This window comes from Candidatus Moraniibacteriota bacterium, assembly GCA_016699385.1.
GTDB lineage: Bacteria > Patescibacteriota > Minisyncoccia > Moranbacterales > UBA1568.
The window spans coordinates 148,266-167,382 of the sequence record CP064974.1 but is presented as its reverse complement, the minus strand read 5'-3'; the positions used below and the strand labels follow the sequence as shown (position 1 = coordinate 167,382).

General features: G+C 46.3%; 20 protein-coding genes. 1 reads left to right on the top strand and 19 read right to left on the bottom strand.

Annotation, left to right across the window (positions count from 1 at the left end; translation table 11 throughout):
- Positions 1-31 precede the first annotated feature (31 nt).
- From murA to uvrA, 17 genes are all read right to left on the bottom strand, one after another.
- Positions 32-1,303 carry a UDP-N-acetylglucosamine 1-carboxyvinyltransferase gene (gene murA / locus IPJ67_00710; GenBank protein ID QQR77657.1) on the bottom strand — a complete coding sequence of 424 codons (1,272 nt, stop codon included), beginning with the start codon at positions 1,301-1,303 and terminating at the stop codon, positions 32-34.
- Between the two features lie 48 nt (positions 1,304-1,351).
- On the bottom strand, positions 1,352-1,744 hold the full coding sequence (locus tag IPJ67_00705; protein QQR77656.1) for a response regulator: 393 nt from the start codon (positions 1,742-1,744) through the stop codon (positions 1,352-1,354).
- A gap of 17 nt (positions 1,745-1,761) precedes the next feature.
- Complete coding sequence (locus IPJ67_00700; protein ID QQR77655.1) at positions 1,762-3,366, bottom strand: PAS domain-containing sensor histidine kinase; 1,605 nt, start codon at positions 3,364-3,366, stop codon at positions 1,762-1,764.
- 16 nt (positions 3,367-3,382) lie between these two features.
- Positions 3,383-4,072: an FAD-dependent oxidoreductase gene (locus tag IPJ67_00695; GenBank protein ID QQR77654.1), complete on the bottom strand. Its 690-nt coding sequence runs from the start codon at positions 4,070-4,072 to the stop codon at positions 3,383-3,385.
- The gene (locus tag IPJ67_00690) at positions 4,057-4,314 is read right to left on the bottom strand and encodes a hypothetical protein (protein ID QQR77653.1); all 258 of its coding nucleotides are present in this window, start codon (positions 4,312-4,314) and stop codon (positions 4,057-4,059) included. Before IPJ67_00690 ends, IPJ67_00695 begins: the two co-directional genes overlap by 16 nt.
- 332 nt (positions 4,315-4,646) lie before the next feature.
- Positions 4,647-5,105 (bottom strand): type II secretion system protein, encoded by a 459-nt coding sequence (locus tag IPJ67_00685; GenBank protein ID QQR77652.1) that lies wholly within the window; start codon positions 5,103-5,105, stop codon positions 4,647-4,649.
- A 17-nt stretch (positions 5,106-5,122) separates the two neighbouring features.
- On the bottom strand, positions 5,123-5,578 hold the full coding sequence (locus IPJ67_00680) for a type II secretion system protein (protein ID QQR78021.1): 456 nt from the start codon (positions 5,576-5,578) through the stop codon (positions 5,123-5,125).
- Positions 5,579-5,652: 74 nt separating this feature from the next.
- Entirely contained in the window at positions 5,653-6,084 is a 432-nt protein-coding gene (locus IPJ67_00675; protein ID QQR77651.1) for a hypothetical protein, read from the bottom strand.
- A gap of 30 nt (positions 6,085-6,114) precedes the next feature.
- Positions 6,115-6,651, bottom strand: a complete 537-nt coding sequence (locus tag IPJ67_00670) for a prepilin-type N-terminal cleavage/methylation domain-containing protein (protein ID QQR77650.1) — start codon at positions 6,649-6,651, stop codon at positions 6,115-6,117.
- Between the two features lie 3 nt (positions 6,652-6,654).
- The gene (locus tag IPJ67_00665) at positions 6,655-8,085 is read right to left on the bottom strand and encodes a hypothetical protein (GenBank protein ID QQR77649.1); all 1,431 of its coding nucleotides are present in this window, start codon (positions 8,083-8,085) and stop codon (positions 6,655-6,657) included.
- Positions 8,036-8,476 carry a prepilin-type N-terminal cleavage/methylation domain-containing protein gene (locus IPJ67_00660; protein QQR77648.1) on the bottom strand — a complete coding sequence of 147 codons (441 nt, stop codon included), beginning with the start codon at positions 8,474-8,476 and terminating at the stop codon, positions 8,036-8,038. Before IPJ67_00660 ends, IPJ67_00665 begins: the two co-directional genes overlap by 50 nt.
- Positions 8,473-9,912 carry a type II secretion system F family protein gene (locus IPJ67_00655; protein QQR77647.1) on the bottom strand — a complete coding sequence of 480 codons (1,440 nt, stop codon included), beginning with the start codon at positions 9,910-9,912 and terminating at the stop codon, positions 8,473-8,475. Before IPJ67_00655 ends, IPJ67_00660 begins: the two co-directional genes overlap by 4 nt.
- Before the next feature lie 58 nt (positions 9,913-9,970).
- Complete coding sequence (gene tadA, locus IPJ67_00650) at positions 9,971-11,623, bottom strand: Flp pilus assembly complex ATPase component TadA (protein ID QQR77646.1); 1,653 nt, start codon at positions 11,621-11,623, stop codon at positions 9,971-9,973.
- Positions 11,624-11,770: 147 nt separating this feature from the next.
- Positions 11,771-12,148, bottom strand: coding sequence for a response regulator (locus IPJ67_00645; protein ID QQR77645.1), 378 nt, complete (start codon positions 12,146-12,148; stop codon positions 11,771-11,773).
- Positions 12,149-12,210: 62 nt separating this feature from the next.
- Positions 12,211-13,554: a GIY-YIG nuclease family protein gene (locus tag IPJ67_00640; GenBank protein QQR77644.1), complete on the bottom strand. Its 1,344-nt coding sequence runs from the start codon at positions 13,552-13,554 to the stop codon at positions 12,211-12,213.
- A complete protein-coding gene (locus IPJ67_00635; GenBank protein ID QQR77643.1) occupies positions 13,551-14,585 on the bottom strand; it encodes a YvcK family protein in 1,035 nt (344 codons plus the stop codon). The genes IPJ67_00640 and IPJ67_00635 overlap by 4 nt, the downstream gene beginning before the upstream one ends.
- 103 nt (positions 14,586-14,688) lie before the next feature.
- Positions 14,689-17,253 carry an excinuclease ABC subunit UvrA gene (gene uvrA / locus IPJ67_00630; protein QQR77642.1) on the bottom strand — a complete coding sequence of 855 codons (2,565 nt, stop codon included), beginning with the start codon at positions 17,251-17,253 and terminating at the stop codon, positions 14,689-14,691.
- A 259-nt stretch (positions 17,254-17,512) separates the two neighbouring features.
- Between uvrA and IPJ67_00625 the strand changes: the two genes are divergently transcribed.
- Complete coding sequence (locus IPJ67_00625) at positions 17,513-18,022, top strand: hypothetical protein (protein QQR77641.1); 510 nt, start codon at positions 17,513-17,515, stop codon at positions 18,020-18,022.
- Between the two features lie 54 nt (positions 18,023-18,076).
- Here IPJ67_00625 and IPJ67_00620 read toward each other — a convergent pair whose 3' ends face one another.
- Positions 18,077-18,385 (bottom strand): methylated-DNA--[protein]-cysteine S-methyltransferase, encoded by a 309-nt coding sequence (locus IPJ67_00620; GenBank protein ID QQR78020.1) that lies wholly within the window; start codon positions 18,383-18,385, stop codon positions 18,077-18,079.
- Between the two features lie 382 nt (positions 18,386-18,767).
- A complete protein-coding gene (locus IPJ67_00615) occupies positions 18,768-19,085 on the bottom strand; it encodes a hypothetical protein (GenBank protein ID QQR77640.1) in 318 nt (105 codons plus the stop codon).
- Positions 19,086-19,117: the final 32 nt, after the last annotated feature.

The following is a 19,117-nucleotide window of genomic DNA, read 5'->3' as shown; positions in this document are numbered from 1 at the left end:
AAAACAGTAGAGGTGCAAAAGTACGTCGGCATTATAATTTCACTCGTTCTATCTTCGCGCCTATCTTTTGCAAGCGTTCTTCGATGCGTTCATAACCGCGATCGACTTGATAGATATCCTCAATCGTCGTCGTACCCTCAGCAGCAAGAGCTGCAATGATGAGCGCCGCACCAGCACGAAGATCGAAGCTCTTTATCGTTGTCCCTCGCAAACGAGCCGGACCATGAATCACTGCCTGATGAGGATTGAGAATAGTCGCTCGAATACGCATCTTTTCAAACTCGGAAATATAATTAAATCGCCCTTCATACATGTGTTCATGTATGAGTGTGTCGCCATCGGCTCGCGTAGCAAGGACTGCGAAGAGTGACAGTGCATCCGTCGGAATGCCTGGATAGAGCTCCGATTTTATTTTTCCGGGAGAGGCAAGTTGTTTTGTTGGCAAAACTGTTATTCGATCAGCATCAATACGAAAATCAACACCAAAGTCGCGCATTTTCTCCAGTACGGATTCGAGATGCTCTTCTCGAGCATGTACGACAGAAATTTCGCTCTCTGTCACCGCACCGAGAACAAGGAACGTTGTTGCTTCAATCGGATCTGGAATGACGGTATGTTCCGCCCCATGCAATGGAAGTTCACTGCCTTCAACCGTAATAGTATGCGATCCAAGTCCCTCTATCTTTGCTCCCATTGCAACAAGAAATTTTCCGAGATCCTCCACATGCGGTTCAGCAGCAGCAATTTTGATAACGGTTTTCCCAGGGAGTGCTGCAGCAAGCATGAGTACATCTTCCGTCGATGTCACAGAAAATTCTCTCTGTATGACCTTCCCTGCCCTTCGTCCGGTTGCATCTATTTCGTAGTGCTTCTCATGCTTGATAATTTTTATCCCCAACTTTTCCAGGGCATCTACGTGCGTCTCTATGGATCGGGCGCCAATGGCACATCCACCCGGATGCCCGAGATCAAACCGATCGCACCTCGCCGCAAGCGAGCCAAAAAGAAGTACCGACATCCGCACTCGACGTGCCTCATCAAGTGACATTCGCTCGGGAAATATCTCCTTCGCCTCAATCCGAATGGACCGCTCACTGACCCATTCAACCTTTGCCCCGATACTCTCGATAATTTCAAGCAAACGAAAGACATCCTCAATACGAGGGATATTATTGAGAACACAGGGTTCTGTCGTAAGAAGGGTGGCAGCAATGATGGGCGCAGCAGCGTTTTTCGATCCGCGCACTTCAATCTGACCAGAGAGCTTCATTCCCCCCTTAATACGGAATATTTCAGTAGCCATACGCGGAGTATAGCCGAAAAACAACGATCTTTCAAGGATGGTACACCCTTACTTTTCAAGGCGCTCGCGAATCTTCTTGACAACATCCTCAAGCTTCCAATCCGATTTCACAAGATAATCAAACGCCGCTTGATTCAAAGATTCCAACACACTCTCCCCATCACTCACATTAGTGAGCATAATCACTTGCGCGCTCTTCCCCCAAACATCCTCGCGCAATCGGGAGAGCATAGTTAGTCCATCCATTTTCGGCATAATTACATCGAGCAATATTAAGTCGGGGTGTTCCTGAAACGCACATTCGAGACCAGCAAGACCATTGTTTGCCTGCAGTGCAATAAATCCTTCGCGAGAGAGTTTCTCAACGACTGCTCTCCTCAAAGAGTCATCATCTTCAACAATGAGAATTTTTTTCTCTACCGATATCATAATAATATCCACAAAGATTATCCTTCAAATTAAAGGGGCTCTTTCCACTCAATTTGCTTATTTCCCTCTTGCTGGTGCATGCCAGAGACGGGCAATGTAATCGTAAAGGTCGTTCCTTTTCCTTCTTCTGATTTGAAGGCCACCGTTCCATCAGAATGTTCAATTATGGATTTTATAATATAGAGTCCGAGTCCAGTGCCATCCGTTTCTTTCTCGCAGATATTCGACGCTCGAAAAAGCTTGGTAAATATTCGTGGCCAATCCTCTTTTGGAATTCCATATCCTGTGTCTGCAACAGAAATCGTAAATATCTTTCCATCTTGATTCATGGCAACTGAGATGGAAATCGTTCCCCCTGGAGGTGTATATTTTACAGCGTTTGTCAAAAGATTTTGGAACACAATTCGCGTCAATTTCGGATCGACATTCATCTTTGGAAGATTCTCTGAAAATTTTTCTTCTACATGAAAATTTTTCTCAAGAATTTTTGGTTTGAGTTCTTTAATAACATCCTGAGCAAGAGTTATAATATCCGTTGGTTCCGGTTGAACTGCAAAGGTTCCCAATTCGATCCTTGAAACATTGAGAAGAGCATTGACAAGCTCCACCATGCGATGACTTCCATGACTTACCTCTTCGAGATATTCTCTCTGAACATCAGTGAGCGCACCAGCATCTCCTGAAAGGAGCATTTCCGTATACCAGTTTATAGCAGAGAGTGGTGTTCGCAGCTGATGCGAGGCAAGTGATACAAACTCTGTCTTTGCGCTGTCAATCTCTCTCTCTTTTGTAATGTCACGCTCAATACCGACAAAAAATTCCAGGACACCGTTCTTGCTCACAATAGGCGAAATACTTGAAAGCGCTTGATACGCAACTCCATCCTTCCTTGTATTGGAAATTTCGCCTGTAAAGGGCTTCTTCTCGACCTTAATTGTTCGCCAAAGTTCCTCATAGAATTCCTGACTCATATTTCCTCCCCAGAGTTCCTTTGTGCCCACTTTCTTTCCGAGAACTTCTTCCCTGCTAAATCCAGTGATTCGTTCCAATCCGGCATTTGCATACAAAACAATACCATTCGGATCAGTGATAACAACATGATCAAATGTCCCATCAAGCGCAATTTTGAATTTCTTCAAATCAGAAGCAAGCGATTCTGCCCGATTTCGCTCTTCCTTAACATCTTCAAGCATATTCAACGTGATTCGCTTCGCTTTCTCAAATTCCTCACTCTGTCTGACAATATTCTCCTCGATATCTTTCCTTCCTGTAACAAGAAAGTAAACAGCGATGTATTGCTCCGGCATACCAGAAACATTGAGTATAGGCGCAATCGACGTGTCCACCCAATAGCAGACCCCATCCTTTGCCCGATTCTTGATTTCTCCTCGCCACACCCTTCCAGAAGAAATTGTCTTCCAAAGATCCTCAAACAATGAATCAGGCTGATCTCCAGACTTCAATATTCGATGGTTCTGACCGATTAATTCTTCATGCGAATACTTTGACACACTTACAAATACGTCATTTGCATAAACAATTGTTCCTCGAGAATCAGTAATCGATACAAGTGCCACTTGGCTCACAGCCATCAACAATGCATCATATTCTTCAGAAGAAAGATCTCTCTTCATATGTGATTGAAATATGTCATTCATAACCGGAGAATTCTTCAGATTTTATATATCGATCGTCAATAGCAAGCTTCGTCAAAATCTCCCGAGCCACTCTGACCATCCCGCGAGGACCTGCCAGGTACCACAAGCTTTGTTCTGAATATTTCTTCACATATGATTCTATCGGCTCCGGCGCAATATCCCCAAAAATAGGAATGAAGCTTACAAGATGTTTGCATCCTCTCAATTCTTCGAGGTATGCCGCGCTTTCTTTATTGCGATTATAATAAAATAGTGTTATATTTGCCGAAATTTTCGCATTTGCAATATGCCGCATCATGCTCAGAAACGGCGCAATACCGACACCGCCTGCCAAAAATACTATCGGAATACTCATATCTTTAGGAAGAGTGAAAACTCCTTTCGGACCTTCAATAGACACTTTAATATCCCTTCCAACTTCCCGCTCCCGCAGAATCTCTTGTTTGAAGTGACTATTAGAATTCCGAAACACAATAGCAAGTCGCCGCGTATCTTCTGGGGGAGAAATGAGTGAAAACTCTCGATACTGCTCTCGCTCCTGAAGATGATACAACGTAGGCAACGTCACTGTCACATACTGTCCGGCAGTGAACACAAATGGCTCAGACGTTCTCAATATCACTTCGGTTGTATTTATCGCCTTCGTTGACATGCTCTCAAGCGTCATCATGCGTGTTTCCATATTTTTTTCTCAAGTTCTCGTATCTTCCTTTTCAATTCAATCATCTTAGACTCCCGATTCATCATAATGCGATTCATGCGTTCAAACTCCTCTGTTCGCTTGGTTACTTTCTTTTCCATATCCATCCTATTTCCTTTAAGCTCCTCTGCCATATGATTGAAAGTGCGCAAAAGTTCTCTAACCTCATCATTTGCCAAGAGATCCATTCGCATTTCAAATATCCCACCTAGCATCTTCTGCATTGCTGACTTGAGTTGAAATACCAACTTAACAACTTGAGAAGATACTCGCAACAGAATAATTTTACCGATAAAGGTGACACCATAGCACCATACTTGCCACAATGATAGTCAAAACGTTATTGAGAAATTTATCAGAATTTACCTCTACGCTACCATGATGCTTTGATAAAGAGACGACTTAAGATACATATTCCTACTCTGATTCACTGTGAGCGTGTACCAAAACCTTTACCTCAATAACAAGGAATATCCCAAAACAGTGCCCATAAGAAGAAGCACAAGATAACCTAAAAACACTGTACTTCGAATACTCAATGTCATGCAATATGAAACTACCGCGTCACACTAATAGTCGCTCCTTGCTCGGCGCTTGGCGCACAGACCGTCACTCGATTATTCGAACTCCGCACAATGTAATATCCCGTTCCATCTGTTGACGAAACAGATGGATCGAGAGGAATGCTCGTCACATACTTCTGATTGGTTGTAATGACGGAGATATCAACACCAGCCGAACATGTTCCCGTTGCACCCGCTTTGCATATCTGATAAGCAGCAGTATTGTCACAAGTCGAATTCAACGGAATAGTTGGCAAAGCTCCATTATTATCCAGCGAGTACTGATAGACCGCGTTGAGTATCGTTGTCACATCCGCATGACGCTCCGCGTTTCGCGTATCACCAAGCTGCTTCGACGGATTTATCGCAAGAATAACGATACCTGCCAAAATAGCGATTGCCGCAACAACTAGCAAGATTTCTATAAGCGTGAATGCTTTTTTATTCTTCATACATGTATATTTTATATTTATCGCGTGACACTGATAGTTGCGCTCTGCTCTGCACTTGGCGCTGACACTGTCACTCGTCCATTGGCAGATTTGGCAATATTGTACCCCGTGCTATTTGCTGTCGATCCAGTCGGATCATACGGTAGAGAAACAAGGTACTTCTCGTTTATGGTAAGGACACCCAAATCAATAAGACTCGTACACGTTCCTCCAGTCTTGCAGACACCCGTTGCCGTTGTCGTTATAGATGCCGGCAAAGTGCCATTATTATCAATCGCATATTGATACACTGCATTAAGAATCGTATTCACGTCAGAACGTCGCTGAGCGTTTCGCGTATCACCAAGCTGCTTCGACGGATTTATCGCGAGAATAACGATACCTGCCAAAATACCAATTGCTGCGACGACCAAGAGAATTTCAAGTAAAGTGAAACCCTTTTGTCTTCTCCTTGATAACGACACAAAATCCATTACACCCCTCATAAAAGACACGTAAAAAAATTATTCTTCCGCAATTACACAACAACGCTAGTATACCATATTAATTAAAAACTGCTTATCTCCTGCCATGAGGTTATAGTTATTTTCGGATTAATAGTGCTTAATATCACTTTTGTTCTTCGGACAATCGTGCCAACGGTGCCCGTTACTGTCACGAGTCTGTTTTGCCCGCCCTGATTCGTTACGGTATAGTCACAGTTTCCCTGTCCGAGAGACAGTGAACCGCTTCCGAAAAACAACGTGTCATTTCTCACTTTCTGAAGCGCTTCCTCTGTACAGGCGGAGGAAAGTGCTTTCGCTTGATACAATTGCTGAAAAGAGAATCCTGTCCGAGAAATCCCCAATCCCAAAAGAAGAAGTGACGTCGAAACCGCCACGCCGACCGCTCCAACCACAAGAACGCTCAAGAGAGTCACATATCCGGATTGATTCTTTACCAACATATTTTTGAATTTGCGATAAAACCATGGAGACATGAGATATTGCATTTCTACAAAGATAGAGAATCACGGCTGTCGCAGCGTTGCCGATGTTGTGAATATTTTTGAGAAAGAATACTCGTTTCGTCCCGAAGTATTCACCGCTGCAACAGTAAACCGAATACGCACCGTCCCCGGCGTGCTCGAGCGAGATAGATTCGTAAAGGTCAGGTTCGAAACGACAACCCTCGTATTCGTAAGTGCTGTCGCTAAAGATGAACCCTCTTTCATACGAAATGTCCCCGATGAAAGGTCGAATACGGTTGGATTATTCCCCGAAACTATTGTAGTAAGAGACACTGACGAGGCACTCGTTCCAGGAGACGGCACATTGATACTCTCTGCATTGCGAACAGATTGCATCAGGATATGCAGCACCGCAGCACCTTGCCCTTCTACTTCGGCTATCGTTTGATTCTTCACTCGGGATTCAAGAAGTACCGAAAGAAAAAGTGACGACGCCAAAAGAAGAATTGAGGCGATTGCCACATAAAGAAGAAGCTCGATAATCGTAAATCCTAAGCAACTGGACGAACTCGACAGTGTTTTTCTGAAATTACTCATAGATTATTGTGGCGCAAGAACAATGAACTCTTCGCTATTGGAGGTGCCGACGCCGAAAGCGCGATCAATCGTCTCATCGTAGGCAATGCCAAAAAGATTATTGTTACCCGAAACATCAACCGATCCAAAAAGCATTGGCGACGCAAGTGAAGAAATGTCAACAACTTGGAATTCCGCACTATTTCTGCTGGTCGCCGTGTATACATACGTATTTGCATTACCAAACACAAGCGCAATATCATTCACCGTACCAGAAAGATCGACTGACCCGAGCACGGCCGGACTCGCTGGAGTGGAAATATTCACGGTAAAAAGTTTATCTCCTTGTCCAAGCAATACCGTCGAACCGGTGAAGGCAATAGTAATAGCGTCGGTATTTCCAGAGAGATTCAGTGAGCCGATTTGCGATGGGGATGCAGGTGTCGATATATTCACGACTTTAAGTTCCTCGCTATTATCGCTCGAAGCGATATACGCAGCATTTCCAGACACAACCACTTCATTTCCATTTGCTCCAAGATTAAGCGAGCCAACAAGGGAGGGTGATGTAGGGGAAGCGACATTGATAATCAAAAATTCGTCTGACGAACTATTCGCCCGCACAATATATGCGGTTAATCCGCTGGCAAAGACACCAATCACATTGGCATTTCCGGGAGCATTATAGCTCCCCGCAAGACTCGGCGATACGGGCGTCGAAATATCTACAATCTGCAGCTCTTCATTATTATCGGAACTAGAAACATAGGCATAATTTCCCGCAATCGAAATATTACTCGGCCTCCCAGCAAGCGTAAGTGACCCAACGAGCGAAGGGTTCACCGAATCGCTTACATCGAATACGAGAAAATTATCCGTACCGACATTGCGCACAACATAGGCAAAACTATCCTGATACTGCACTTTGAGTCCGTCGGCATTTCCCGACGCGTCAACACTCGCTTCCTCGAGCGGACTCGCCCAATTTCCTATTCCGGATACAATCCAATTAGTGAGATACGAAGAGAGTGCCACGGTTCCCGTTCGCTCTGCATTTTGTTGCCAACTGACCGTTGATGTCACACTCTTTCGATTGGAACTCACTGGCGCAATCGTCACTGATCGCGTAAAGATACCATCCACATCAGAAGAACCGGAGAAATTCCATTGTCCCCCTGAGATTGCAAGTCCATGAACACCGTCTGAAAGGTTCATGAAATCCGAGTCGCGAATATTGCGCGTCGCCTCAAGCCCTTCCTCCGCAAAAAACACCGCTCGCGTTCGATTGCCCGCAAGCACTGTTGCCTCTTCGCCATAGAGATAGGCACCAACTAATGCCGTCACAAGGAGCGAAAAAACCGCACCCGAGAGAAGCACCTCCACGAGTGAAAATCCGTGTTTCTTTTCAGAAGTTAACCATTCCTTTGGCATTGATGGTGATTGTTCGAGTTTCATTGGTAGAAGAAGTAAGTGTCGTTGTACCAGTTGTCGTTGGCATGCCCGTGAATTTTGCAAAAACAACGTCAGACATACCCGACGACACAATACTCGTTGGCATGGCGAAAATTTCATCAAACGTCGCGTTTCGTGCAACATAGCTTGTTCCACGAAACAACACGATACTTCCTGGTTGAATATGAACACCCCAATTCGTGTCGCCATCAGATGCCTGTGCAAGTACCGTAGCTCGGCGACAACTCTGCGCCACCGTCGTCGCAGCGATATCTAAATCGTTCCGCACCTGAAATGACTGATATATCGGCAAGGAAATTCCAGCAATAACGGCGAGTGCTGCAACGGAGAGCAATACTTCGAGCAATGTAAATGCTCGTACTGATGACCTCATGGCAATTGTTCACTTATCGTTTCCACATATTTTCCAGACACCCACCCTTCATTCCCACTCGACAGAACAACAGAGAACCAACCGGACTGTTCTTTAGTATATATGAGGGTATCCCCTGGCGAGATCTTACCAACCAGAGCGCCAGATACCAAAGGAGCATCACGCACGTTAAGATATCCGACACCGGTTTTCTGTACACGAAGCATCAACGGAGCATTCAATGCATCTTTCGGTTCAACATTCTCCGTTGGCTCAGACGATTCGGCTGGCACCACCTCATTCATCGAACTCGGAAGTGTCTCCATTGCATTTTCCTCAACTGCCGAAGGAGGTACAGGAGAAGATTCCCCCTGATTGATACCTCCAACCAAACTGTAAATAGGCAATATAACCGCAAGCGCCACCCCTACCACCCCGAGCCACACCAGCACCAAAAGTACCGGCTCCAAAATAACCGTAAGGTTTTTCGTCGTTGCATCCGCTTTGCTTTCGTAGATTGATCCAATTTTTAAAAACGTCTCCGGAAGATTTCCGGATTGTTCAGCGGCAGCGATAAGCTGCTGTATTGGTCGAGAAATACGATGATTGCCACGACGAAGCGAGGAAAAGCTCTTCTGAAAAGAATTCCCCTCTTCGACTGAATCGCGAAGATGCATAAATAGCTTCCGATATGGAACCGAATCAGTAGCATTTACCAAAGAATCAAGCGATTTCGTTACCGGCACTCCTGCCGAAAGCAATGTCCCCAGGAGATAACCAAATCTCGCTGTCTCCACCTCTTTCACGAGTTGTCTCACTCCAGGAATGACCAGAAGAATATACTGCCCGACAACCTTTGTTTTTGAAAAGAAGAATACGAAATAAAACAGTGCAGTGAAAAACAATGCTGCGGATGGGAGAACTTTCCATCCAGAGGCATTCAAAAACACACCGGCGCTAATCAAGACTTTCGTAATCCACGGAAGGGTAATTTTGAGTTGCGAAAAGACAAGAGCGAGTTTCGGCAAAATAAACCATGCGATACCAATGCCAACAACTGCCGTCACTACGAGCACAAAAATTGGATAAGCCAAAGCAGAACGAAGTTTTGAACGAAAGAGGCGGTCTTTCTCTTCCTCAAGAGAAACAACCTTGAGATTCTCAACAAGTCTGCCAGACTCTTCACCAATTCGAATAAGCGATATGACATGTTCCCGAAAGAACCCGCTTTTCTCCAATGCTACCCAAAGTGACGAACCGCCTTCGACATTCGCTCGCATCGCAGCCAATGCTCGCTTCATCCGACGTGACCGCATTTCTTCAGTAATAGAATCGAGCGCACTTACAACCGGCATGCCCGCCGCAATGAGCATGCTTAGATTTTCGATAAGATAATCCAATTCTTTCCCCAATCCGACTGTCGCGAAAGGATTTTGGATTTTTTTTGTGTTCTTCATATAAATTCCGTACCTGCTCTATCCTGTGAAGACGCAAAATTTTGCATTTTTGCAAAACCTACACAGCTGGAGGCTCGGCAACGCGAAGCAATTCCTCAATTGTTGTAATACCGTTTTTTACTTTTAAGACACCATCCTCAAAAAGCGATACTGATCCTTCGGTTCTCGCGAGTTTCCATATTTCCTGTGTTGAGGGTTTCTTCACGATAAGCGCCTGCATTGCCGGCGTAACGCGAATATATTCGAAAAGCGCAGTTCGCCCCTTGTACCCCGTACCACTACACATTGCGCATCCTTTTCCTTCATAGAATGTCATGGATTCCTCGTGAAAATACGGCTCTATCGAGTGAAGCTGTGTTACAACAATATCTTTTGGACTTTTGGCAACACCCAGACGACAGGCATCACATATTTTTCGCACAAGACGCTGTGCGATGACAACATCGAGTGTCGAAGCTAAGAGAAAAGGTTCAATACCCATATCAAATAAACGAGGAAGTGCTGTCGCGGCGTCATTAGCATGAAAGGTCGAAAGAAGAAGGTGCCCCGTGAGCGCTGCATTCACAGCAATCTCTGCTGTCTCTCGATCACGTATTTCACCAACCAAAATAACATCGGGGTCCTGACGAACAATTGATCGCAAACCCTTAACAAAGGTCAAATGGGTCTGCAGATTCACCTGAATCTGATTAACGCCACGGACCTTGTATTCAACTGGATCTTCAATGGTCGTAATATTTATGTCAGTGTTGTTGAGCAGTTTGATGAGCGAATACAGCGTCGTTGTTTTTCCGCTCCCAGTTGGACCTGCAACCAAAATCATTCCAAACGGCTTATTAGCCGAAATTTGTAAGAGTTCCTGATTCTCCGAAGAAAGTCCGATATCGGACAATGACAGTCCTTCAATATACGCAGAAAGCACGCGTAATACAATTTTTTCCCCTTCCACGGTTGGAATAATCGATGTCCGCATATCGACAACCTTCCCATCTTTCTCATGCCGTAGTGACCCGTCTTGCGCTGAAAAATGCTCATCAATACGCAAACTACTCTTCACCTTGATTCGATTGAGAAGCGTATCATAGTATTCCTTTGGAATGTTGCCGACATTTTGCAGTACACCATCAATACGAAACCGAATTACAGTACCATCTTCATGTGGTTCGAAATGAATATCAGATGCCCGAAGCACCAATGCATCCTCAAATATTTCTTCCAAAAAACCGGTGGCAACACGATCATTTTTCTCGATGATTTTCGAAAAGCGCATTTCAAGAGACGTCTTATAGTGAACAAATAGTGGCTCGATATCCTCCAAAAGAGAATACGTCATTGAAATAGATTTTCCTACGAAAATCGGCGAAATCGAGATCAATAACGCGGGGTCTTTCGGCGCATCAGTTGCAATAATTACTGTAGCTTCACTCTCCAAAAAAACTACTGCGTGGTATTGTTTTGCTATTTCTTCTGGAATTCTCCGTACTTGCTGAGGCGATATGGACGTTGAATTCAAATCGGAATACGGCACACCAAGCGACTCGGCAATTGCCTGCCCTAAGAGATCTTTACTCATCAAACCATCTTCAAGAAGAAGTTGTGTGAACGAGACGCTACGAGCCCTTGCCGCCACTTCCGTCTTCCGAATGTCGTCCTGCGTCACATAGCTTCCCTCAAGAAGAATTCTTTTGATTTCTTCTGCACTGATATCCATAAAATATGGTGTTTTTATATTTGCCCTTCTTTTGAGTCGCTAGAACACACCTACAAATTCTCTTTCGCCACGAAATTCCAAAATTTTGAACGAAAAACGCCCCCATCTATTCTGCATTCTCCAAGAAGCTCTCAGATTAATTTTATCTCAGGTGGCATTCGAAGATGTATCGAACACATGCTTTATATGCTCAACAATTTCAGCAACCGATATATCTGATTTCACGAAAAATCCTGCCGCTCCAAGTGCTCGAGCACGTGATTCATCCTCAAACTGACTCAGATTTGTCAACACAATAACTGGCGTCGCATTATTCCACTCCCGCAAAGTGGTCAATACAGAAAATCCATCAACTTTCGGCATAACAAGGTCGGTCAGAACAAGGTCAAATGATTCCTCTTGCAAAATTGCCAAGCCTTCCTCTCCATTGACAGCACTTTTTGTTTCAAATCCTACATGCGCCAACTTTAATTCCAACGCTCGAGCCAATGGTTTCTCATCCTCTATAATCAAAATTCTCTTCATATCATTCACATAAAGGAATTGCCAAGAAATTCTCTACTCGTCATCAGTGTAGCAGGTGAGTGTCAAAGAGACAAAAAAGCTTTCCTTCTCCGCTTCCGATGAAATGATATAGCAAAGCGATGCGACTCGCTATTGGCAAGCAGTATGGCGTCTTTGTATGTATCCCTCTCATTCTTTGGTCCAAGTATTCCTTTTGGTTGATGATGTTCGTCTTTCAAGACTGAGACAACGGAAATATCGAGCGAAAAATCTCGCAACACCGCCTCAGCGACATGGCGTTGGAGATTCGATCCATCAACGACGATGAGTTTCGGCATTATCCATTCAGTATGTTTCAAACGCCGACGCAATAACTCTTCAAGTGCCGCGAGATCATTCCCTCGCGCATCACCATGGAGAATAAATTTCCGATAGGCTTCTTTCTGTGCTTCTCCATCAAGAGCAACCGTCATTACTCCAACCGTATTCTCGCCACCCAAATGTGCTACATCATATGCCTCAATGCGCGTCCCACTACCCACATGTATTCCATCGGCCTTTCGAGAATCGCCCTCAAATAAATTCCTCTTGAGCAGCGCCACATCCTGAATATGTGCAAGAGCAAAGAGTGTTTTCTTTATCTCCCCTGCTCGCTCAAAACGCAACCCTCTTGCCTCGGATTTCATCTCGCGTTCCAAATTTCGCACTATCGTTGTTTTCTTCCCCTCAAAAAAAAGTTTGATATTTCGTATCGTCTTCCCATACTCACGCGCCGACACCGCGCCAATGCACACGCCGGGACACAATCCTATCTGCGCATTAAAGCATGGCTTCGCGAGATTCTTTCTCTCTTGATTTTCAAGCGGTGTACAGATATCTCGAAACGGAAAAATTCTTCGAACAATCTTCACTGCTTCTTTGAGCGCTCCTCCAGATGGGAACGGTCCAAACATCGCCCGATAGGAAACCGGTTTGCTTTTCGTCGTCAATCGTCTACCTCTCTTTCCTCTACCCGATTCCTTGTTCTTCTCTCTTTGTTCTCCATTTTCCAATTTCTTCCCCCGCTCCACCAAGACGCGCGGAAATTTCTCCTTCGTAATCACCACGAAGTTCCAACTCTTATCATCTTTTGCATCAGTATTGTATGCCGGGCTATGCTTCTGAATGAGATTCGCCTCAAGAAGCAACGCCTCAAGCGCCGAGTCCGTCTCCTGCCACTTGATGTCCGCCGCCAATTCCAACATCCGCACAATTTTCGGTCCGCGCGTCAGTATAATGTCTTGCGTGAAGTAACTTCTTACTCGACTCGCAAGCGATGTCGCCTTGCCGATATACAAAACTTTCCCCTTCGTACCAAGGAAAAAGTACACTCCCGGCACATCCGGAAGTCTTTCTCGATATTTCGTGTCAAATGTTTCGAGTTTCATACAATATCGTGTATCACGCGTTTCTTTGAATCGAGAGTGACAAGAAAAGCGATTGCCTGCGCCAAACGATCCGAGTCATGCCGGATAAATGCCCGGGTTGCTGCAATCACATCGCCTTCCCGCACAACCGATGCACGATCCGAAACAACATCGGCACGAAGGACGCGATATGTCCGATTGAGAATCGCGTCTTGATCAAAAGTGACGAGCATTCCCTCTCCTTCTTGTTCCTCATATTTCCGTACCAGTTCTTTGTTTGGCTTCCTCACATTCCACACCACAAAGTCCACTCGACCGCGACCAATATATTTCTCCAGTTCCCGAACGAAATCATCAACACTCCACCCACTCGTATGCCCACGCTTATTGGTCAGGTTGGCGACAAAGATAACGCGAGCAGACGAATCGCGTATCGCTCGCGCACAGGTGCGAATAAGAACATTTGGCAACAGACTACAGTAGAAATTTCCCGGCCCAATGACAATAGCATCCGCTTCGCCAATTCGCTTCACGGCAAGCGCGCTCGCTCGCACCGATTTCGCAAAGGAGAATTTCTCAATACCGACTTCCTGAAGCGTCTCCGCATGATTGATTTCGTTTTCCCCGCAAAGCATCGTCCCATCAGAGAGTCGCATCTCGAGATGTGCATCCTCATTTGTGACCGGTATTACCTCTCCGCACACCTTGAGTATTTCCATCGCGCGGCGAACCCCTTCGGAGAAACTCCCTTCCATTTTCTCAAGCGCCGACAACAACAAATTGCCAAAGCTATGCCCTTTGAGTCCGCCATTATCGAAGCGGTAGTTCATGAGCTCTCGCATCTTTTCCGATGACTGTGAAAGCGCCACCAAGCACTGCCGCACATCGCCCGGCGGAAGCACCCCAAGCTCATCGCGAAGCACCCCTGTCGACCCGCCATCATCCGCCATGGAAACCACCGCCGACAACCGAAATGGATGCCGCTTCAGTCCCTGCAACAAAGTAAAACTCCCCGTCCCTCCACCAATTGTGACAATTCGTTTGGTCTGCATAATATTCCAAGTCTACGAAAAACCAGGAAAAGAGCAAGAACTTATGCGACGTTTCAGAAGGATAATCGTTACTAAATTTCTAAAGAAAAGTACCCGAGTACGTTCAATCCTTCAACACTCGTTTCAAATACACTCCCGTATGCGACTTTGGGTTGTTGGCAACTTGTTCGGGCGTTCCTTTGGCGACAAGGCGACCACCTCCCGCGCCGCCTTCGGGACCGATGTCGAGGATATAGTCGGCGCTCTTCAAAATATCCATATTGTGCTCGATAGTGACAACAGTATTTCCCTTTTCAACGAGGCGATCGAGGATTTCGATGAGCTTTCGAACATCTTCATAATGGAGTCCGACGGTCGGCTCATCGAGGAGGTACATTGTTCGTTGGAGATTGGGGCGATAGAGTTCGCTCGCAATTTTGATACGCTGAGCTTCACCGCCCGAGAGCGTCGTCGCCGACTGACCGAGTTCGAGATAGCCAAGCCCCACATCAAGGAGCGTCTGCAACCGATCGGCAATCGCAGGAATGTCTTTGAAAAATGGATGTGCTTCCTCGACAGTCATCTTGAGGATTTCGTAAATATTCTTGTGTTTGTAGGTGACTTCGAGTGTCTCTTTGGTAAATCGCTTTCCTCCGCACACATCGCACGGCACATACACCGTCGGCAAGAAGTGCATCTCGACGGCAATCTGTCCATTTCCCTCACAGGTCTCACAGCGTCCGCCCTTCACATTGAATGAGAATCGCCCCGAGCGCCAGCCCCGCACGCGCGCCTCGGATGTCATCGCAAACATGTCGCGAATATGCGTCCACATACCGGTATAGGTTGCGGGATTCGAGCGAGGCGTCCGTCCGATTGGCGACTGGTCGATCAATACAGCACGCGCGAGATATTCTGTCCCTGTAAACGAGACGCAGTTCACTGTCTTTGGACTCCGATATCGACGATCAAGTCGCGCTCGGAGATTCTTGTGCAAAATTTCATAGAGAAATGACGATTTGCCCGAACCCGACACGCCCGTGATCGCAACGATGCGACCGAGCGGAATCTCCGCATCCATATTCACAATATTAAACACCTTCCCTCCGCGGATTTTTATCGAGCCTTTCTCCTTCATTCGTCGCCGTTCCGGAATCGGTATCACGGATTCACCGCGTAAATAGGAGAGCGTGAGCGATTTCGATTCGTTTTTCTTTGCAGTGAGAAGCTCTTCGAGAAATCCGGATACGATTACTTCTCCACCGTGCACACCTGCTTTCGGTCCAATATCCACGATATAGTCGGATGCAAAAATTGTATCTTCATCATGTTCGACAACGATAATCGTATTGCCGAGGTTGCGAAGCTCGATAAGTGTCTTGATAAGACGGTCATTGTCCCGCGGATGAAGCCCGATGGTCGGTTCATCCAAGACATAGAGTGCGCCCACCAATTGACTGCCCAGTTGTGAAGCAAGACGAATGCGTTGCGACTCCCCGCCCGAGAGCGTATTGGCACGACGGTCAAGCGAGAGATAATCAAGTCCCACATCGAGGAGAAATGTCAGGCGATTGCCGATTTCCTTGAGAACAACTGAAGCGATAGCGCGCTCTCGATCATCGAGCGCCGCCGTATCGAGGAACGCCTTCGCTTCGCCAATTACCATGCCGGAGAACTCCACGATGTTTCTGCCACACACCTTTACCTGAAGTGCCTCCTCGCGCAAGCGACTCCCTTCACACAGAGGACACGGTTCACTTCCGAAGAAGTGCTTCGTGCCAAGACCATTACATTCCGGACACGCACCATAGGGCGAGTTAAACGAGAACAATCTCGGCTCGACTTCCGGATAGGAAAAACCATCATACGGACACGAGTATTTCGACGAAAGCAATTTCTCTTCTTCACCAATCACGATTTTGACAAGCCCCTCTGATTCCTCGAGCGATCTCTCCACTGCCTCTCGCAAACGCATTCCGGCATCATCGCTCCACATTTTACTTGAGAGTTCCGATACCGGTATCGTGTCGACCAGCATATCGATATCATGCGCTTTGTGTTTTGAGAGTACGACGCGTTCACGCAGGCTCTTCATCTCACCATCAATGCGCGCCTCGGAAAATCCCTTTCCGAGATAGTCATAGAGCAATTGATAGTATTCACCCTTTCGTCCGCGCACAATCGGCGCTAAAATTCGAAGCGACTCTTTTGCTTTTGCTTTCGATGCCTGCTCCGAAATAAAACCAATCATCTCATCTGTCGAAAGTTTGGAAATCTCCCGCCCGCATGTGAGACAATGCGGTCGCCCAATACGCGCATAGAGCACGCGGAGGTAATCGTATATTTCGGTAATCGTCGCGACTGTCGAACGTGGATTGGACGAGCGCGATTTCTGATCGATAGAAATCGCCGGCGAAAGCCCTTCTATTTCATCCACATCCGGCTTCTGCATTTGATTCAAAAATTGCCGCGCATACGCCGAAAGCGACTCGACATACCGCCGCTGTCCCTCGGCGAATATGGTATCAAATGCAAGCGAAGACTTCCCCGACCCCGAGAGTCCGGTAAACGCCGTCATCTTCCCCCGAGGAATCGACACGGTGATATTCTTCAAATTGTGCGTCCGCGCCCCCTTCACCACAATCCAATTCTGAGGCACGTGATCATCGACTTTCGCCTTTTTCGGCATAAAAAATACGCTACAGCTGAATGAACAGTGTAGCGTGAAACAAACAGAAAATCAACGTAGCCTAGTATTATCCGGAGCACAGAAGAGAGCCTCCGAAACCATCATCGAGAGCTGGGATTTCTGACAATTATATTCTTTATTATCCGCGGTGAATTCTATTGACAAATTTTGCTCAACATACCACTATTAACATGATTTTTGAGGAAAGTTTTTTAACAAGGAAGGGTTGATCTTTTAGTCACAATTGAGGAAAAAGAAGATGCCCGTGAAAACTTCCGGAGTACGTAAATATAAACCAGGGACAGCTGAGTATACCGTTCTCCATGGTCAATGGAGACAATCTCGGGGAAAGGGATTGTCAGCAATATTTCCATGGGAAAGAAACCCGAGGATAGCACTGGAAATTGCGAAGCAGATTGCCTATTTTCCAACCGGAGCAGGCGGGCAATATTTGGGTGGCGCAGTTCCATCGAGCTACGCCTGCTGTAAATGCCAAGCTCACGGTGTGAAGCTTTGGAGAGATTGGCAGACATTCCGAGCAAGACTTCTGTGTGTTCGATGCGCAGCAGCAGAGACAAATACGGATATCTCCCAATTGCGCTCCGATGGAAGCATTCCCAAAGAGGCCAGCGGGCAATTTACATGTAAAATCGGCATGCTTGTTCCAGCAGTTCCCAGTGAAGATGGCTACGGTTGGTGGGGTCTTGGGTATATCCCAAATTCCGGCGCCAGATGGTGGCTGAATTTGCCGAACTTTAACAGAAAATAAAGGTCATGAAACTTTGGAGAGCCTGACCAGCTCTCTTTTTGTATTCCCATCTTCTCAATCATCCAAAACTCCTTCCTCCTGCAAAATCTCTCGTTTCCTCTTTGCGCCGCGATTGTAGCCACCAGTCGTGCCGTCGCTTCGGACGACGCGGTGGCACGGAATATTCGGGTCGAAGTTCTTGTTGAGAATGTTGCCGACCGCGCGAAACGCGCGCGGACTCCCCGCTCGCTCCGCCACTTCTTTGTACGTCATCGTCTTCCCTTTTGGAATCTGTGACACAACCGCACGCACGCGATTGGCAAATATCGTATCGAACGCCAAAGAAGACTTCCCACTCTCGGAAAGCCCCGTAAACACCGTCATTTTCCCCCGAGGAATCGACACGGTGATATTCTTCAAATTGCGTGTCCGCGCCCCCTTCACCATAATCCAATCCTGCGACGCAAACGGCACTTCCTTCTTCTTTACCATACGAAAACGCAATAAAAAACGCACTACAACTGAATGAACAGTGTAGCGCAATTGTATTCTCGGAGCGATGCTCCGGATTTTTTTATCCTTCTTTACCTCTATCCTCATTCTCCTGCCGCAAGCGACCCTCATTCAAGATTGCTCTTTCCCTCTCCGTAACCCGCGGCGTATCCGAATCAAACGGCTTCCCGGCATGCTCCATCGCGTACCTGTACAGACATTCGCTTACTGGCACGTCGTAATTGTTCGACGATATGGGTTCTAGCAACCGTTCTCAAATGGAACGGGGTCTTAAAACTATCTGAAACTGAAGCCTTCCCGAACCAGAAAGAGTGTTTGATCTAACAAACTGTATTGGAGGAGGAATATCTTGATTCGCGACATGGGAAAACCAGTGTCGCTCCAGCGCCTCCAACAATTCCCCAAAACCATACCCGGAGAAAGAATCTGCATCTACCATACCGTCGCGAATCCCAACGAGTATGCGATGCGTAATATCTGGCCTCTCCATTGATATCTCACCGATAATTCTCCCAAGATTATACAGGGAGACCGCATCAAGTTCACATAAACCGCCACCATTGATATCCATGGAAACCTCGCTTTGAAAGGTACGCTACCAGT

Bases quoted from the DNA above. Each gene is read 5' to 3' on its own strand.
- IPJ67_00680 (QQR78021.1), bottom strand. From the start codon at position 5,578: ATGGATTTTGTGTCGTTATCAAGGAGAAGACAAAAGGGTTTCACTTTA.
- IPJ67_00685 (QQR77652.1), bottom strand. From the start codon at position 5,105: ATGAAGAATAAAAAAGCATTCACGCTTATAGAAATCTTGCTAGTTGTT.
- tadA (QQR77646.1), bottom strand. From the start codon at position 11,623: ATGGATATCAGTGCAGAAGAAATCAAAAGAATTCTTCTTGAGGGAAGC.
- IPJ67_00660 (QQR77648.1), bottom strand. From the start codon at position 8,476: ATGAGGTCATCAGTACGAGCATTTACATTGCTCGAAGTATTGCTCTCC.
- murA (QQR77657.1), bottom strand. From the start codon at position 1,303: ATGGCTACTGAAATATTCCGTATTAAGGGGGGAATGAAGCTCTCTGGT.
- IPJ67_00695 (QQR77654.1), bottom strand. From the start codon at position 4,072: ATGGAAACACGCATGATGACGCTTGAGAGCATGTCAACGAAGGCGATA.
- IPJ67_00700 (QQR77655.1), bottom strand. From the start codon at position 3,366: ATGAAGAGAGATCTTTCTTCTGAAGAATATGATGCATTGTTGATGGCT.
- IPJ67_00675 (QQR77651.1), bottom strand. From the start codon at position 6,084: ATGTCTCCATGGTTTTATCGCAAATTCAAAAATATGTTGGTAAAGAAT.
- IPJ67_00645 (QQR77645.1), bottom strand. From the start codon at position 12,148: ATGAAGAGAATTTTGATTATAGAGGATGAGAAACCATTGGCTCGAGCG.
- IPJ67_00690 (QQR77653.1), bottom strand. From the start codon at position 4,314: ATGCAGAAGATGCTAGGTGGGATATTTGAAATGCGAATGGATCTCTTG.
- IPJ67_00655 (QQR77647.1), bottom strand. From the start codon at position 9,912: ATGAAGAACACAAAAAAAATCCAAAATCCTTTCGCGACAGTCGGATTG.
- IPJ67_00625 (QQR77641.1), top strand. From the start codon at position 17,513: ATGCCCGTGAAAACTTCCGGAGTACGTAAATATAAACCAGGGACAGCT.
- IPJ67_00615 (QQR77640.1), bottom strand. From the start codon at position 19,085: ATGGATATCAATGGTGGCGGTTTATGTGAACTTGATGCGGTCTCCCTG.
- IPJ67_00620 (QQR78020.1), bottom strand. From the start codon at position 18,385: ATGACGGTGTTTACGGGGCTTTCCGAGAGTGGGAAGTCTTCTTTGGCG.
- IPJ67_00665 (QQR77649.1), bottom strand. From the start codon at position 8,085: ATGAAACTCGAACAATCACCATCAATGCCAAAGGAATGGTTAACTTCT.
- IPJ67_00640 (QQR77644.1), bottom strand. From the start codon at position 13,554: ATGAAACTCGAAACATTTGACACGAAATATCGAGAAAGACTTCCGGAT.
- uvrA (QQR77642.1), bottom strand. From the start codon at position 17,253: ATGCCGAAAAAGGCGAAAGTCGATGATCACGTGCCTCAGAATTGGATT.
- IPJ67_00670 (QQR77650.1), bottom strand. From the start codon at position 6,651: ATGAGTAATTTCAGAAAAACACTGTCGAGTTCGTCCAGTTGCTTAGGA.
- IPJ67_00635 (QQR77643.1), bottom strand. From the start codon at position 14,585: ATGCAGACCAAACGAATTGTCACAATTGGTGGAGGGACGGGGAGTTTT.